12 protein-coding genes and 2 pseudogenes are annotated in these 17209 nt (G+C 50.2%); 10 read left to right on the forward strand and 4 right to left on the reverse strand.

Annotated features, from left to right (window positions below):
• The first annotated feature begins 32 nt into the window (after positions 1-32).
• From JMG82_RS10620 to JMG82_RS10630, 3 genes are all read left to right on the forward strand, one after another.
• Positions 33-2672: a RecB-like helicase gene (locus tag JMG82_RS10620; RefSeq protein WP_201352707.1), complete on the forward strand. Its 2640-nt coding sequence runs from the start codon at positions 33-35 to the stop codon at positions 2670-2672.
• A gap of 125 nt (positions 2673-2797) precedes the next feature.
• Positions 2798-3823 carry an AmmeMemoRadiSam system radical SAM enzyme gene (gene amrS / locus JMG82_RS10625; protein ID WP_201352708.1) on the forward strand — a complete coding sequence of 342 codons (1026 nt, stop codon included), beginning with the start codon at positions 2798-2800 and terminating at the stop codon, positions 3821-3823.
• Positions 3824-4193: 370 nt separating this feature from the next.
• On the forward strand, positions 4194-5990 hold the full coding sequence (locus tag JMG82_RS10630; protein ID WP_201352709.1) for a response regulator: 1797 nt from the start codon (positions 4194-4196) through the stop codon (positions 5988-5990).
• A 39-nt stretch (positions 5991-6029) separates the two neighbouring features.
• On the opposite strand, the gene JMG82_RS10635 is transcribed toward JMG82_RS10630, so the two are convergent.
• Entirely contained in the window at positions 6030-7808 is a 1779-nt protein-coding gene (locus tag JMG82_RS10635; protein ID WP_201352710.1) for a diguanylate cyclase, read from the reverse strand.
• 188 nt (positions 7809-7996) lie between these two features.
• On the opposite strand from JMG82_RS10635, the gene recQ reads away from it, so the two are divergent.
• The 7 genes and pseudogenes from recQ to JMG82_RS11895 form a co-directional block, all read left to right on the forward strand.
• Entirely contained in the window at positions 7997-9850 is a 1854-nt protein-coding gene (gene recQ / locus JMG82_RS10640; RefSeq protein WP_201352711.1) for a DNA helicase RecQ, read from the forward strand.
• On the forward strand, positions 9837-10112 hold the full coding sequence (locus JMG82_RS10645; protein WP_201352712.1) for a hypothetical protein: 276 nt from the start codon (positions 9837-9839) through the stop codon (positions 10110-10112). Before recQ ends, JMG82_RS10645 begins: the two co-directional genes overlap by 14 nt.
• A complete protein-coding gene (locus JMG82_RS10650) occupies positions 10105-10350 on the forward strand; it encodes a hypothetical protein (RefSeq protein ID WP_201352713.1) in 246 nt (81 codons plus the stop codon). The genes JMG82_RS10645 and JMG82_RS10650 overlap by 8 nt, the downstream gene beginning before the upstream one ends.
• A 37-nt stretch (positions 10351-10387) precedes the next feature.
• Positions 10388-10687 carry a chorismate mutase gene (locus JMG82_RS10655; protein ID WP_201352714.1) on the forward strand — a complete coding sequence of 100 codons (300 nt, stop codon included), beginning with the start codon at positions 10388-10390 and terminating at the stop codon, positions 10685-10687.
• A 48-nt stretch (positions 10688-10735) separates the two neighbouring features.
• Entirely contained in the window at positions 10736-11305 is a 570-nt protein-coding gene (locus JMG82_RS10660; RefSeq protein ID WP_201352715.1) for a PhnA domain-containing protein, read from the forward strand.
• 206 nt (positions 11306-11511) lie between these two features.
• A complete protein-coding gene (locus tag JMG82_RS10665; RefSeq protein WP_201352716.1) occupies positions 11512-13500 on the forward strand; it encodes an EAL domain-containing protein in 1989 nt (662 codons plus the stop codon).
• A gap of 220 nt (positions 13501-13720) precedes the next feature.
• Positions 13721-13876, forward strand: a pseudogene (locus tag JMG82_RS11895) (transposase); the annotation flags it as partial.
• A 327-nt stretch (positions 13877-14203) separates the two neighbouring features.
• Here the strand turns inward: JMG82_RS11895 and JMG82_RS11900 are convergent.
• The 3 genes and pseudogenes from JMG82_RS11900 to JMG82_RS10680 form a co-directional block, all read right to left on the reverse strand.
• On the reverse strand, positions 14204-14560 hold the full coding sequence (locus JMG82_RS11900) for a CZB domain-containing protein (protein WP_236579221.1): 357 nt from the start codon (positions 14558-14560) through the stop codon (positions 14204-14206).
• Between the two features lie 99 nt (positions 14561-14659).
• Positions 14660-15325, reverse strand: a pseudogene (locus JMG82_RS11905) (methyl-accepting chemotaxis protein); the annotation flags it as partial.
• Positions 15326-15351: 26 nt separating this feature from the next.
• On the reverse strand, positions 15352-17166 hold the full coding sequence (locus tag JMG82_RS10680) for an EAL domain-containing protein (RefSeq protein ID WP_201352719.1): 1815 nt from the start codon (positions 17164-17166) through the stop codon (positions 15352-15354).
• Positions 17167-17209: the final 43 nt, after the last annotated feature.

Here is a 17209-nt window from a genome sequence, read left to right on the forward strand (position 1 = left end):
TACTGTGTAATATCAATTACCAAGGAATGGGTGTGGAACGACTTTTGGCATTGAGCGCCAGCGCGGGCAGCGGCAAAACCTTCGCGCTGGTGGCGCGGTATCTGGCGCTGCTCTTCATGGACGCGAAACCTTCGGAGATTCTGGCCATCACCTTCACCAACAAGGCGGCGGGGGAGATGCGGGAGCGGCTGATGGCTTCGCTGGAGGAGCTTTCCTCGCAGATGGCCGAAGCGATTGCCCGAAGCAGCGGAATGGGCATCGAAGAGATCGAGGCGAAACGGCCCAAGGTGCTGCGCCGGTTTCTTGCCGGCGATTTGAGGGTGATGACCATCGACAAATTCATCCACCAGGTGCTTAGGAAATTCTGCTGGTATGTGGGTATCGAAAGCGATTTCGAAATCGCCGCGACACCCACGGAGGAGTTCTTCGGACACTTTCTGCAAAATCTGGATGACAGGCACTACAGGGAGCTGGTCGATTTCGCCCGGTTTGAGGCACAGAAGCGCCAGAACATCAGCGATTTTTTCGAACTGCTTTACGAAAAAGAGAAGGAGCTCCCGCCTCTTGGATATTCCGTGGAACCCTACAGTGACCAGGAGGCGATGCGCTGGGCATTGCGGATCAAAGAGTATTTTCAGGATCAGCCTGTCAGCGAGCGGGCAAAAAAGACGATGGATTTCGAAACGATCGACGATGTCGTCCACAGCAAATGGTTCGCGAAAAAGAGCCTGAACTACTGGGATTACAAAAAAGTCTACACTCCCGTCGTGGACGAGTGGTTCGCCGAACTCAAGCGGGAGGTGGCGGCCTACTACAGGAAAAAAGAGCGCTTTTTCCTGGCGCGGATTTTTGCGCTCTACGATCTTTACAAAGCGAGCAGGAGCGGTTATATGCGCCGTTGCGGCCGACTCTACTTCAAAGATATCGAACATCTGGTCTACGAACTGCTGCGTCAGAAGGATTTCACCCAATTTCTCTATTTCCGTCTCGATGCGCGTATCGGCCATATCCTTTTCGACGAGTTTCAGGACACGTCGGTCACCCAGTATCGGATTTTCGAACCGATCATCGAAGAGATCGCTTCGGGGGGGAGCGAGCGCACCTTTTTCTACGTGGGCGATACGAAACAGTCGATCTATCGGTTCCGCGGCGGGCAGAAGGCGCTTTTTGACTATGTGGCGAAACGGTTCCACATCCACGTCGGGCATCTGGATACCAATTACCGTACCGGGGAGGTTATCGTCGATTTCGTCAATCGCACCTTCCCCTACGTGCAGCCACCCCAAAAAGCGTTTCATAAAGGCGGCTATGTGGAAGTGGCGGAGGGTGAGCCGCTCGAAGAGCTGGCGGCGGTGCTCGGGCGCCTCATCGACGCGGGGGCGGCCGACGAATCGATCGCGGTTCTGGTCCACGACAACAAGGAGATTCTGCAGGTTGGGGATATGATCCGGGAGCGCTTTGGCAAAGAGATCGCCACCCACAAGCGGGCGAAAGTGTCCGAGCAGCCCAGCGCCAAGGCGATGATCGAACTGATGCGTCTTCTTTACGCCCGGTTGCGCGGAAAGGAGGGATCGCTGCATCGGCTCAATTTCCTGACGCTGATCGGCCGTCCCTACGATCCGGATTTCGAGGCGGAGATTCCACTGGATCGGCCCGCGAAAATGATCAAAACGATGATGGAACGGTACGCTCTTTTTGACGAAGCGGCCATGAAGCTGCTGGAGTTCGCGATTCCGCTGCACGATCTGGTCGAATTCATCCATGAGATCGACCACTATGAAGAGGAGCTGCCTCCCCGGGAAGTTCGCGGTATCAACGTGCTGACAATCCACAAGTCGAAGGGGTTGGAGTTCGAGCATCTGATCGTGCTCGATCGGCTGGGTCGGTCGAAATCGGATACCACACCGGTGATTTTCGATTACGAGGGGATCGAGCTCAAAAGAGTCTGGATGAAATTCAAGAACCGCGAAGAGGTCGATGGCGAGTATGCCGCCGCTTTGAAGAGGGAGAGATCGCTGGTCGCTGAGGATAGGATGAACAAAATCTATGTCGCTTTCACCCGTGCCAGACGCTCTCTTTTTGTCGTAAAAAAAGAGAAAGGCTCAATCTTCGACTTTCTCGATTTGAAGCCGCAGACACTCGGAAACTTTTCCGTCGAGGCGATTCGCAAGCCAGCAGAAAAGGAGTCAGCGCCTTTGACGGTGCATCTTCGCGACTACGGCCGGCAGAATGTGCCGCAGGAGAATCAACGGTACCAGGCGAACGATTTTGAGGCGATCTACCTGGGACAGGGGGTCCACTACCTGTTCGAAACGGAAGACGAAGACGCCTTTTTGAACCGGTACGGTGCTCTCTGCGATGTCAAGAAGGCGAAAGAACTGGTCAAAGCGGGACGCGGCAATATGGAGTATCTGCTGCTGACGGAGGGGAAAGAGATCCACGAACTCCCTTATGTTTTCGAAGGAAAAGAGGGCATCGTCGATCTTTTTGTCGACCAGGGCGAAAAGGGTGTCATTATCGACTACAAAACGGCAACCCCCCACGACATCCGGAGCTACAAGGAGCAGCTTCTTCGCTACAAGGAGGCGCTTGAAGCGCTGATGCCAAAGAAAAAAGAAATCGATGCCTATATCTATTTTCTCGATACTCTGAAACTTGTGAAAGTAGGGTAGGAACATCGGAAGGCAGGAAACGGCGGCGGCATCCTGCCGCTTTTGTCATTCGCCTCGTTCTAACCTTCCCTTAACCCCCGTTGTATTATGCTGTTTAAAAAGCGATACCATCGAAGGAGGGCATTATGGCACACGATGCGTGGCTGAGCAAGGAGCTCAAAGAGGGCAAAGTCCTCTGTCTGGCGTGCGGGCACGCCTGCAAACTTGAACCTGGCGAATACGGCAAATGCGGTGTCCGTGTCAACGAGAACGGAAAACTCAAATCGACGGTTTACGGGCTGGCGGCAGCTGTGCATGTGGATCCTGTCGAAAAGAAGCCGCTTTTCCATTTTCTGCCCGACACGCCGGTCTTCTCGATCGGTACGGTGGGGTGCAATTTCTGCTGCAAATTCTGCCAGAACTGGGAGATCAGCCAACATCCTCAGACCCACAACTATGAGGTATTCGGACAGGACCTGCCGCCACAGCGTATAGTGGAGCTGGCACTGGAGACCGGATCGAAATCGGTTGCCTACACCTACAACGAGCCGATCGTCTATTTCGAGTACACCTACGACACCGCGAAACTGGCCAAGGAGAAAGGGCTTAAAAATATCTACGTCACGAGCGGATTCGAAACCCGCAGGGCGATCGACGAGCTGGCACCCTATGTGGACGCCATGAATATCGATATCAAATATTTCGACGACGAGAATTACCGAAAGATCAGCTGCGCCCGTCTCAAACCGGTGCTTCAGGCCATCGAATACGCCCACGGGAAGGGAATCTGGATCGAAACGACAACGCTGATCATTCCCGGCATCAACGACAGCGACGAAGAGCTGCGGCAGATCGCAAAATTCCAGGCCGATCTGAGTCCCGACATGCCGTGGCACATCTCCCGTTTCCATCCCGACTACAAGATGCTCGATCGTCCCGTCACCCCCATCGAGACGCTGGTGCGTGCCTATGAGATCGGAAAGGAGGCAGGACTCAAATACATCTATGTCGGCAACTATCCCGATGCCGACAGGGAATCGACCTATTGTCCCGGCTGCGGCTACAAGGTGATCGAACGGCAGGGCTACATCGGTGAGCGGGTCGTGAACCACCTGGATGAAGAGGGCAACTGCCCGAAATGCCACACACATATCGCAGGCGTATGGAAGTAGAGCCTGCAGCCATAAAAATACACAAAACATAATAGATCCGATCGACTGTTCACAAAAAATTACCCAAACGGTTGGAAAATTCGGGAAGTTTCTCTCTATTCTTCCCGAATCGCCTCCTTTTTGACGAAATATCCTCTTTTTTCTTCTTTTTTTTCAACACTAATTGGCAAAACTGCCGATATTAAAAACAGACGCTATCCATCATATGCCCCCGCAACTGCCCGGCAACCGGCACATGATGTGTGACGTCATACACACAACAGGCGGAAGCGGCAGCGCGTAAACGGGATGTTGCCTGTTTGAGATTCGTGTTTTTGGATAGCTGGGGTCGAATTGAGCCTCTTGTAACTTGTTTGGAAAAAGGTCGTCGTTGGAACTCGAAAACCCTCTGGAGTCGTGTACCGTTTTGTATGTCGAAGACGAAAAGGAGATCCGTAATTACGTGATCCCGTTTCTAGGGCCCCGCGTCAAGACGCTATGGGTGGCTGAAAACGGAGAAGAGGGGCTAAGGCTCTACGAAAGGCATCGACCCGACATCATTGTCACCGACCTTAAAATGCCCCGGATGGACGGTATCGAAATGTCCAAGACCATCCGCGACGAAGATCGGGACACCCCGATCGTGCTGACCGCCTCCTACAGCGATCAGCACCACCTTTTCGCCGCAATCGAAGCGAAAATCACCTCCTTTTTGCGCAAGCCGGTCAAAATCAACGAACTGCTGCGCACCGTGGAGGATCTGGCCAAGAAGATCACCTACGAGCGGGCCCAGAGACAGGTTCAGGCGACGATGGCGCAGCACTATCTGGCAATCGAAGAGGAGGCGCTGCTGATCTACATCGATCAGGGCGGCCATATCAAGAAGATCAACGACCAGATGGCGATGCGGCTCAATTACCGGCTCGATCTGCTGGAGGGGGAGCCTTTTGAAAGCATTCTCTACAAAGGAAGCGATTTCGCCCGCTACAAATCGCTCTTCGAGGCAATCGAAGGAGGAGACAGCTGGCATGGGGAGATCCATCTGATCACCCAGTGCGACATGGAGCTGATATTCAAGGCGACACTGATTCCGCTCTACGATGTCGACAAGCCGGGATACCAGTTCATGATGCTTCTTGAGGATATCACCGAACTGATCAACTACCGAAGAATCATCAAGAACGAGCTCGACGAAACACAGGATACGCTGCAGGAGAAGATCCATTTCCTCGAACAGTATCAAAACGCCATCAACGAAGGTACGGCGATCTGCCGCTTCTCGGAAGACGGCACGATCCTCAAAACCGACTCGCGGTTCGACCATATTTTCGGCTTCAGGAAGAATGAACTGAAGCAGCGATCCTTCTATCAGCTCTGCCCCAATATGGAGTCGGTTCTCAAACGGGATGTGGCCGAGGCGGTGAAGCAGCGCAGTGTACTGCGCGAGAGGATCCGCTGCCAGGACAAGTACAACCAGCTTCACGTGGCAGACTCCGTCTTCATCCCCATCTATAAACTCAACGGGGAGATCGAGGAGATCATCAGCATTCACAACGATATCACCGATATCATCAAGCTCAACGAAGAGATCAAAAATACCCAAAAAGAGCTGCTCTACATCCTCGGCGAAGTGGCGGAGAGCCGATCGCGGGAGACAGGACACCACGTCAAGCGTGTCGCCGAGTACAGTCGCGTGCTCGGAGAGCTCGCCGGGCTCAGCGAGAAGGAGGTGGAGCTTCTCTCCGTCGTCGCCCCGATGCACGATGTGGGCAAGATCGCCATACCCGACAGGATTCTTCTCAAACCCGACAATCTCACCCCCGAAGAGTTCGAGATCATGAAACGCCATACCCTCATCGGCGGCGAGCTCTTCGGCCACTCGGAACGCCCCTTCATGAAAGCCGCGCGCATCGTGGCGCTGGAACACCATGAAAATTACGACGGAACGGGATATCCCAACGGAAAAAAAGGGGAGGAGATCCATATCTTCGGCCGCATCGTCGCCATCGCCGACGTTTTCGATGCACTGAGCATGAACCGTATCTACAAGAAAAGCTGGCCTCCCCGGGAGATCATGGAGTATCTTGAAAAAGAGCGGGGAAAAAAGTTCGATCCCCGACTGCTCGATCTGTTTCTTAAAAACATTGATCTCTTTTTTGCCATTCGACAGCGTCTCGACAACAACTGATACGAAACAGGAAGCAAAAAGTGCGGCCGCGCTTCGCTCTCAATAGCAGATGCGGTTGCGTCCCTGCCGTTTCGCTTCGTACATTTTGGCGTCGGCCCTGCTGATGAGCGTGTCGAAGGATTCGCCCGGAATCCACTCCGTTGCCCCGAAACTTGCCGTGACAGGGAGCGGAATGTCCCCGTTGCGCTGCTCGATGCATTGACGAAGCTTCTGGGCGAGGTGGACCGCGTCACCCAGAGCCGTTTCTGGAAGCAGAATCAAGAACTCCTCCCCTCCCCACCGTATCAGTGTGTCTGTGCTGCGCAGCGAGGATTTGATCGATCGGGACGTTTGGGTCAGTACCTTGTCACCCATTGCATGGCCATAGGTGTCGTTGATCTTTTTGAAATTGTCGATATCGAAAAAGAGAATCGAAAATCTCTTGCCGTACCGTCTCGCCCGATCGATTTCCGCCTCCAGCAGCTCCATACCCCTGTGGCGGTTGACCGTGCCTGTGAGATTGTCCGTGTGTGCCATCGTGTCCAGCTTCTGTATGAGCCGATCCCGCTCCATCCTCGTGCGAATGGAGTCGAGGGCGAAACTGAGGGTTTCGGCGATTTTCTCCCATAGCTCCAGCTCCTCTTTTTCGAAGAAGTGGGGCTGTTTGAACATGAGCGTGAGGATATTTTCGGATGAGAGTGTCATATCCTGCAGGGGTATGGAGACAAGAGAGTGGATAGCGTTGTCAATGAAAGTGCGTTTGAAAGAGGATTCCGCCAGCTGGGAAAGATCGTCAAGGAAAACCGTTTTACGGTGTTTTGCCGCCAGATAGCAGGGAAGCTGACGGCTTGCCTCCCCATCTTTTCCGTGGTCGGTGACGCCCTTCAAGAGCCGGAGGGTCTCTTTGGGTAGATCGTGGGTATGGAAAACCAGTTCAAGACCCTTTTCTTTGACGAAAAGGCATCCCTGGATATTGGCATCGATGGCGGGAATTCTGTCGAGAATCCTCTGCAGAAAAGTTTCGAAGTCCCCGGAGCGCATCGCCTCATGGCTGATATCGGTATGAAACCGCATCAGGGATTTGAGATAGCTTTCCTTTTTCAGCTGTTTCTTTGTCTGCCTGTGGGCCTGCAGAAGCGATTCGACGGGATACCACTCGGTCATATACGTTTCCGCCTCACCGTTCGCAATCTGCTTGCCGAAACCGCTCAGGATTGTTGTGCCGCCCTCTCTTTTTCTAAAAACGCCGTGACAACTTTCCACTCTGCCGAATCGTTTCAAATGCGACAGAAAGGGGAACGTTTCGCTCCGCCGCGTCCCTTTGGGGGAGAGGATGATCGACGAAAGCGGCAAGGCCAGAAGCTCCTCTCTTGAATAGCCGAGATAATCGGCGAAAGAGGTGCCGATATCTTCGATTCTGGCGTCGGACGAAATTTTAAGAGAGTAGATGGTCTCATCGAAAAAGTTGAAACTTTCGCGTATGGGCCGCAGGAGCTTTTCGGGAGGGGACTCCTTGAAAAGATAGTGGGTGACACCCTTTTTGACGGCATCGGTGACAAAGGGAATGTCATCGATCGTCACGGTAAGAAAAATTGGGCACCGGGGCTTTGCTTTCTTGATTTTCTCGATAAATTCGAGACCGTCCATCTCCGGAAGCGAGAAATCGGTGACGATGGCGTCGGCGTCGAAATTTCTGAAAAGCTCCAGACCCTCTTTGCCGCTTTTTGCGATACGCACGATGTCGATATGCTCCTGCAGCAGCGCACCGATGCGCCCACGAATGGTTTCGTCATCTTCGATATAGACAATACGAATTGGTAGTTTTTGTTTTTCTTTCAAAAAAATCTCCCCACCCAGCGACAAGTGCCGAAAGTTATAATAAATAATAACATAAATTATACAAAAAACGATTTATTCGGCAACAGATGTTTCACCCGATGTCAAAATCCGGGCCTCGGCTGGAAATGACGTCTATTCAAATGGTAAAATAGGTTCGTCACTATAAAACCCATCCCAAAAACCGGTGCATGGCCACGAAAAGCGGGAAACACTACGCAGCCGGCAAGAGGGTTTGGCAAAGGCCGCTTTTGAAAAAAATTCTCAAACAGGTATTCGGCCATACCGGTTTCCGTCCGTTCCAGCAGGAAGCGGTGGAGGCCGTGATGGCGAACCGCGATCTCTTGATGATTCTGCCTACCGGTGGCGGAAAATCGCTCTGTTACCAGTTGCCGGCTCTGATGAAAGAGGGGGTGACAGTCGTCGTTTCGCCGCTGCTGGCACTGATGCACGATCAGGTCAGGGCGTTGAAGCTGCAGGGCGTCGAGGCGGAGATGATCGGATCGATGCAGACTCCAGAAGAGATCGGCACGGTGATCGCGAAACTTCGCGAAGGCGAAGTGAAACTTCTTTATATCGCTCCCGAACGCTTTTTTGCCCCCGGCTTTCTTAAGCTGCTCAAATCGATCCAAATCGCGATGTTCGTCATCGACGAAGCGCACTGCGTCAGCGAATGGGGACACGAATTCCGCGAAGATTACCGGCGGCTCGGAGTCCTCAAAGAGTATTTTCCGAATACGCCCGTCGCGGCTTTCACGGCCACAGCCACTCCCGAAGTGGAGAGTGACATTCTCCTGCAGCTGGGTCTTAATGAACCGGTGCGCCTGCGCGGGTCGGTCTACAGGAACAACCTGCTGATCCGCGCGGAACCGCGCCGGGGGGACGGCAGAGGGCAGCTTGTCGATTTTCTAAGAAGATACCGGGGAGAGAGCGGCATCGTCTATACCTTTACCCGCAATGCCGCCGAGAAGCTGGCCGATTATCTGAACCGACAGGGTTTCAGGGCGAAGGCGTACCATGCGGGATTGACGAAGAGGCTGCGCCGTGAGGCCTACCACGCATTCGTCCACGACGAGATCGACGTGGTCGTCGCTACGGTGGCTTTCGGCATGGGAATCGACAAATCGAACATCCGCTATGTCGTCCATACCCGCATGCCCAAGACGCTTGAAAACTACTACCAGGAGATCGGACGTGCTGGGCGGGACGGCCTGCCCGCCGAAACCCTGCTTCTTTACAGTGCCGCCGATGCGGCACAGCGTGCCTCGCTGCTGGAGGAGCTGCCGGAGGGTCCCTACCGGCAAAACGCCTACAACAAGCTCGAAAAGATGATCGGGTTCTGTCGGAGCGAATCGTGCCGGCACGGACAGATTGCGGACTATTTTGCCGAGCGGATGGAAGCGTGCGGCGAGCGGTGCGACAACTGCATGGGCGACGCCGAGCACATCGACGTGACAGAAGACGCGCGGAAATTTCTCTCCGCTCTCTACCGGACGCGGCAGCGTTTCGGCAAAAGCCATCTGATCGATCTTCTGCGGGGCGCAGAAAACAGAAAGATCATGCAGTTCGGACACGAGAAGCTCTCGGTCTACGGCATCGGAAAGGAGCGAAGCAGAGGGGAGTGGGAGGCGATCGTCGAGCGGCTGATGGAGCTCGGGGCACTGGCGAGGGGGCAACACAGGAGTCTCCTCCTAACCCCCGTGGGAGCGGAGATTCTGAAAGGAAAGGGGCGCGTAAAGATTCGCTCCGACCGGCTTCGGGTGAAAGAGCGAAAGAGAAAACCCCCGCGGTCGGTGCCTGCGGATATCGTGTACGATAAGGCGATTTTCGATAGACTTAGAGCATTGCGCAAAGAGATCGCCGCAAAAGAGGGTGTGCCGGCCTATATCGTTTTCGCGGATAGGACCCTTGCGCTGATGGCTGCCCTGCTGCCGGTGACACGGAATGAGATGCTTGGGATCAACGGTGTGGGAGAGGTCAAGTTCGAACGGTACGGCGAAGAGTTTTTAACGCTACTGAAGGAGTTGTCAAATGGCGAATTGTGAAGAGTTGAAGGCGCTTTTGGAACTGGAAATGATCCCCGACATCGAGGATGCGATCGACGACTTTTTTGAGATCGTGGCGGACGCGAAGAATGCGGACGAAGCGGCCAAGGCCGAATATGCCGAGCTCCAGGAGCTTCGTGCCGCTTTAACGGAGCTGCTCCACGATATCGAAGAGGGTGACGTGAGCGACGAGGAGTGTGTCGAGATTTTCACGGAGCTGGAAAAGATGATCGAATCTCCCGGGGAGGATGAGGATGTGTGAAGAGCTCAAGGCGATGATCGAAGGGGACCTTCGCCCCTTTGTCGAGACAGCGAAGGATCTCTATCTTCGCGAAGGAAATTTCGAGCGGGAGGAGGATCTTACGGATCTGCTCCGGACTTTCGACGAGATCGTTGAGGATATCGACAACGGCGTCATGGATCTGTGGGAGTGTGGAGAGCTTTACGAAGAGTTCAGGCGCCACAGGGAAAGCGGCGATTTTTTGGATAAAATAAGCTGAAACGATCAACCCAGATGAGATACCGGAAGGAGTTGCGATGGAGATCAAAAAGTGTGAAACGCTCGAAGAGCTGCGCAAAGAGGTGGACAAGGTCGACGAGATGATCGTGGAGCTGATCGCAGTGCGCAACGACTATATCAAGCAGGCGGCCAATTTCAAACATACCGTCGACGAAATCAAGGCGGACGAGCGGATCGAAGATGTGCTCAACCATGTGCGGCATAAAGCGCTGACACTCGGGGTCTCGCCCAACATGGTAGCCGACATCTACAAACAGATGATTGATGCGATGGTCGAGACGGAGATCGCCGAATTTCGCAACAGAGGCTCTTTTTGAGTCGTCATGAAAGAGGGTTTCAAATTTTGACAAAAAGGTGAAAAATTTATGAGTGTAAAAGATACATTGATGGCACGAAGCGGTGGCAGATGCGAACTGTGCGGGAGCGAGAAGGAGTTGAGCGTTCTGGAGGTGCAGCCTTCCGACGGCAGTGCGGAAAAGTCGATCCTTGTCTGCCGGGTCTGCCGGGAGCAGATCGAAGATCCGTCGGAGATGGATCCCAACCACTGGCACTGCCTCAACGAGAGCATGTGGAGTACCGAACCGGCTGTGCAGGTGACGGCGTACCGCCTGCTTAAGCGACTCGCTCCCACCGAGGGGTGGGCGCAGGATCTGCTCGATATGCTCTATCTGGAGCCGGAAGTGCAGGCGTGGGCCGAAGCCGAAGAGCAGGGCGTCCCAGAGCGCGAGCCGACGCGCGATAGCAACGGAACTATCCTTCAAGAGGGTGATTCGGTGACGATCATCAAGGATCTCGATGTCAAAGGAGCCGGATTTACCGCCAAACGCGGCACTGTCGTCAAAAACATCCATCTTACCGACAATCCCGAACAGATCGAAGGGCGTGTCAACGGTGTAAAGATCGTTCTTCTTAGCAAATTTCTCAAAAAGGCGTGAATCCCCGGAGGGGGCTTTGCGCTTTTTTTCCGCTTCTTTTTTTCCCGTTTTGACGGGTCAATGATCAAAATTATTTCTTCATATATTTTGAAAAACAAATATTTTTCATTGTTTTTCATCGAAACCCTGCATAATATGTATCAACAAGTCTGATATAAGGGATTTTAATCATTTATTTAGCATAGATGTATCAAAATAGATGCATAATGGATAAACCGGTTACTATCAGACAGTTGGTATTGAAAATAATCGCTCTTTTCTTTTTTGCGAGCCTGGCCGTCGAACTTTTCACAGGTTTCTACCTCAAGGAGCGGACGCTTGAAACATTGGCCATCGAGGATGCGCGACGGACGAGCGAACTGGTTTTCGAGAATATCTATACCAAAATGCAGGGGATGTGGACGAAAAAGGATATCCAAGAGATTCTTGGACGTCTCAACGCGCTGCACAGAGATCTGAAAATCGGAGTCTACAGGAGCGCCCTGGTCGAAGCGCAGTATGGACGCATCGAAGAGGACCATCTCAAATTAGCGTCGGACCCCCTGGTGCAAAGAGCCATGAAGGGCGAAGAGAACATCAGTACGATAGAGAAAGGAACCATCCGCTATCTTTTTCCCGTCCGGGTCGAAAAGAGGTGTCTTTCGTGCCATACCAATGCCAAGGTGGGGGATATCAACGGTGTCGTGGATATCGTACTGCCCATTCGCCAGATTGTCGTGTCGCTTGATCGGATGATCTACTATTTCACCCTCCTGTTCGCCATTTTCCTCTTCATTTTCTTCTTCTTTTTCTACAAGGTTTTCAAAAAAAACCTTGTCGATCCGCTGACATCACTGAGCAAAAAGATCGCCGATGTCGATGTCGACGAAAATCTTGGGAAACCGATCCGCGTCGATTCCAATTGCCACGAGTGCCTGCTGCTCGAGCGCTCCTTCAACAGTCTGATCTTGAAAATCCGTTTCTATTACGACAGGCTTCTTGACTCCTACCTGACCGATCCGCTGACCGGGCTTGGCAATATCAACCGTTTCAAAAGAGATACCGAGGGAAAAGCCGCAACGATGCTGCTGATGAATGTCGATAGATTCAAGGATCTCAACGACTATTACGGGTTTGAGACGGGAGACAAACTGCTCAGGGAGATCGCCGCGAAACTCGAAACGGTCGTTCCGGAGGGTGCGAAACTCTACCGAATCGGTGGAAGCGAATTCGCCATGGTCTGTTTCGATGCGTTCGATCCGAACGAGGTCATCGACATTCTCGAGAAGATTCACGACATGACCTTCGAAACGCCGGGACTCGAAGAGCTGCGTATCTCGATGACTGCGGGGATCGTGCAGATGCAAAAAGAGCGTCTGATCGAAAAAGCCTCGATCGCACTCAATGCGGCGAAAGAGCGCAACAAACCTTTCGAATACTACAGAAATTCCGGGGAGATCGAAGAGAGCTACGAACTGCACATCCGGTGGATGAAGGAGGTTGAAGATGCCATCAAAGAGGATCGGCTCATCCTCCATTATCAGCCGATCCTCAATCTTGGCGATCCGAAAGAGAAGAAATACGAAGCGCTCATAAGGCTTGTAGACAGAGAAGGAAAGATTCACGCTCCCGGCGAATTTCTCGGTGTCGTGCAAAAGAGCCGCCTCTATGCCCAGATAACCCGTATCGTGATAGAGAAGAGTTTCGATGCGTTTTCGCACTGCAACTGCAGTTTCGGGATCAATCTGAGCATCAACGATATCAAAGACGAAATGTGCCGCAACACCATTTTCGAACTCCTGCGTCACTATCAAAATCCCGAACGCGTGACGTTTGAAATTCTCGAGTCGGAAGAGGTGTCCGATTTTGAGCTCGTCAATTCGTTTATCGAAAATATCCATGCTCTGGGGGCCAAGGTCGCGATCGACGACTTTGGAAGCGGCTACTCCAATTTCCATTACCTTTTGAAAATGGATGTCGATTACTACAAAATCGATGCATCGCTGATCCGCCACATCGTGGAAGACGAAGATTCGAGACTTCTGGTCGAAATCATCGTCGATTTCGCCAACAAGCTGGGCATCAAAACGGTTGCAGAGTATGTGGAAAACGAAGCGATCGCCGAATGCTGCAAAGCGATCGGGATCGACTATCTGCAGGGGTATCACATCGGAAAACCCGGACCACTATGCGAAGACAAACCAATCCGATTATAAATTTTCCTATTTAAAGAAACAGGGTTCTCACGGAGATGAAGGATGTATTATTGATCAGTATAGAAGGATATAGGGAAATCCTGGATATTGATATCGTCTGCAAAAAGTCGTATGTGGCCTACAAAGGATTTTCGATACATTAAAAGTACAAGGTATCGAACGGGTGGACTTGGTGATCAATGGCGGTTATTGGTGAGTCAAGAAAGTTGCCAGTGAAAATTTTTCAGGCTTGGGCCGGCAGTTTTGTGCGGTGCACATGAAGCGCAAGCCGATGAAAACTATACAGAAAAAAAAGTGGAGAGAAGTGTTGGATTCTCTGGAGGAAACGCTCAGGGCGAAAGATATCCGGAAACGATCGGTATCAGGCACACTATGATCGAACATCCGGACAAATATCCCAGACCCTAAAAGTTCCTGACGGACAACCTACCTGGATGATGCCAATACTTTTCTGGCATTTTCAAAATATCACCACTGAAAGATCCACTCCATCAACGTACTGGAGCAGTTCAACAAGGAGATATAACGGCAGATGAAGGTGCCGGTGACTGTCCCAGCGAAGGATTGGTATTACATTTGTTCATGCCTTTGGCGGTGGATACCAATGCCAAGCGACTGGATAGAAAATATCCCTCGTCGGAAAATCTGGAACACGAAATGGAAATTGAAGAAGAAGCTACAGAAAATTCTGAACATTCCTCTATCAACTCGTATAATCACTTTTAACAGTTTTTGCTTCGGCAAGCATATTGTCCAAAACAATGAACAACTGTTTGCTCGCTTCTTCAGTCTGTTTAAAAAGATTGACCACTACATCGATATTGTGCAGGCATTCTCCTTTTCTGACACATTCTAGGGCGGCAATGGCATTATTGTGCACCGCAGCGTGGGGCTGCTCTATTGACGCGAACTCAGAGGTATGTGAAAAAAGTTTTCTACCTTCGGTCTCTATCCATTTTCCGAAACGACAATGATGATGGTCGGTGAGAGTTGTTTCGGTATTATTGAAAACACCGTTGTATGCATTGATCTTAAAAAGAATGTGGTCGAGTTTGGCCAATGTGGCAAAAAGCTCATACGATGTATGCTGATTGTCTCTTTCAATGATTTTTGCATTGTCAACCAGCCGTTCGAGGGTCTTTTTGAAATCTTCAAGATTGAGTGCTGCCTGATTTGCCTCGGCTTCGAGTTTTTCACTGTCGTCGTTTAGTGTTGATGCGTTCTGGTTAAGCGTGCTGATGTTTATCTCGACTTCCACCGTTGCTTTCTGTGTTCGTTCGGCCAGTTTTCTAACTTCATCGGCCACAACTGCAAAGCCCCGGCCGTGTTCTCCCGCTCGAGCCGCCTCGATCGCCGCATTAAGGGCCAACAAGTTAGTCTGATCCGATATCTCCTTGATAAGACCTATCACTTCCGAAATCGAGACAACGCTGTTGTTGAGACTTTCAGCATTGTTCCTCAGTTCATTTGCCATATGGATAATCGTGTCCGTGTTGAATATATTGTTGACATTCTCCTCTATCTCTTCTAGAATGCCGGCCCCATCTTTATTCAGTCGATTAATCTCTTCCTGCTTTTCGATATTCGTGAGAAGTTCGTTTTGAATATAACCTATATTTTCCTTGCAACCGTCTGTCAACAATTGTGTCAGAATATTTTTCAATTTGTTCTCTTCTCGTATATCCTTTATTCCGGTTTGCTCGGCAATTAGTTGCTCATTTTGGAATTTCAGAGAACGAATCTCTTCCTCCATCAATACTATCTGCTTTCTAAGAGTTTCGTTTTCTCTTTGCAGGTCCTGTTTTTGATTTATGAATGCAAGCATAATCTTGTATCCTTTCAATCTATTTATTATTTTTTCTTGAGCATTTTGGGTCTACCTATATAATACCCCTGCCCATAATTTATGCCGTAAGACTTTAGCATATAGTGTTGATTATCAGTTTCGAGAAATTCAATGATCGTTTCAAGCTCCAGTGACCGGCTCATTTCGGAGATGATACGCAAAATCCGTTGTGTCGATGAGGAATCTTCGATATTTCGGATCAGGGAACCATCTACTTTCAAGTAATTTATGACGTTTTTTTCAGCCAGTTCGATGACCATCTGAAGAGAGCTGTACCCAGTACCGAAATCGTCGATGGCAAAGATTAATCCATGGTTGTTGTGCAATTGCTCAATGACACCCAGATTTTCCATTAGTACCTGTTCGGTAAGCTCGATGATGATTTCCGTTCCGATGAGCGGGCCACGAATGGCATGGATAAGTTTGCTGATGTATTGTTCATCCTGCAGAGTTGATGCGGAAACGTTAATGAACAGGGTGTTGGTCATCGCATGTATTTCATCGTGGTAAAAAACAATCCGATCAAGAACCATGTGATCGAAGGATGTGATCAGATTCATTTCAATGATCTGGTCAATAAACACCCCCGCTGGAATAAAATGGTCGCCATCCTGTAGGCGTGCGAGTGCCTCAAAGGCGAACGTTTTGTCTATTTTGCCCATATAGGCAATTGGTTGAAAGAAAACTTCGACCTTTTTTTCACTAATCAACTTTCTGAATTTGGTAATGTTCCAATGATACTCATCGATCCACTTTCTCATATAGTGCTGGTCGTTGTCAGATGTAAGATAGAGTGTCGCTTCCTCTTCCTTTAGTCTCTCTTTCAGATAATGAAAAACTATGTCACTTCCATCCTTTCCGTAAATTAGTGGCTCACCGATCTTCAAAAAAGCCTTTTTGACTGTAAACTCCGGTACCATCGGTAAACCGGAGAATTTTTTTTCCAATATTTTGTTGAAGGAGATTTCGACGTTCTTGATAGATTCGATGGAGACGTTTTCAAAAAGAATGTAAAAATCACCACTGACTCCTTTTGCATAAAGCATCCAGCTCTGATTTTCTAGATGTACCGATTTCAGACATTCGTCGACCAATTGGACGACTTTGTCTCCGGTTTTGTTGGAATAAATTTTGTTGATCTTTTTCATACTAAAAATGTCGAAAATGGCGACAAACAGTTCGGTTTTATCGAATGTTTTTCGGTATAGATAATTTTTGAATGTCTGAGAACGATTAATCTGGGCATTGAAATAGAGTGTGGCGATGAGATTCATCAATTTTTCATGGGTTTCTTTGAGTTGTACAAAAAGCAGGTATGCCGATTTGTAATATCTTCGTGTAAAAAGATATGTAAAGGTTGCTGTAAGTTCATGGAGTTTTTCATGCGTTTTTTTCAGTAAATCACAAATTTTCAGCTTGTGGCAGATCATTTTCGATTCGGGATAGTCGAGAGCGAAAAGCAGAGGGCAGTTTTTTGCATCCGACAGGGGAAACTCTTCCGGTCTTTCGTTAATGATCGCATCAATGAGCCAGTTTATCCATTGATCGTGGATTTTGTACAGGAGTTTATCGTGAAAATGTCCTCTTTCAATGCTTTTGGTCTGTTTCACCTCGTGCCTGAGAAAATGGTAGCCGCATTTGTTCCTTAACGCTTTGAAAAAATCTGTGAAGTAGATCTTCTTTGACTCGTCGAATATGTTGTTGACGAATTCGTCTTCGATGATCCTCATATCTTCGATCAAAATAGCGAATGGAATCTTGTGTTCTATGAAAAAAATGCTGATCGATTCTGAGAATTCATCGCATTTTTCGATATCCATTTCCAAAGATTTTATGAAACGCTTAAGTTCTGTAAATATGATT

The sequence above is a fragment of the Hydrogenimonas urashimensis genome (assembly GCF_016593255.1).
In the GTDB taxonomy this organism is placed as follows: domain Bacteria; phylum Campylobacterota; class Campylobacteria; order Campylobacterales; family Hydrogenimonadaceae; genus Hydrogenimonas; species Hydrogenimonas urashimensis.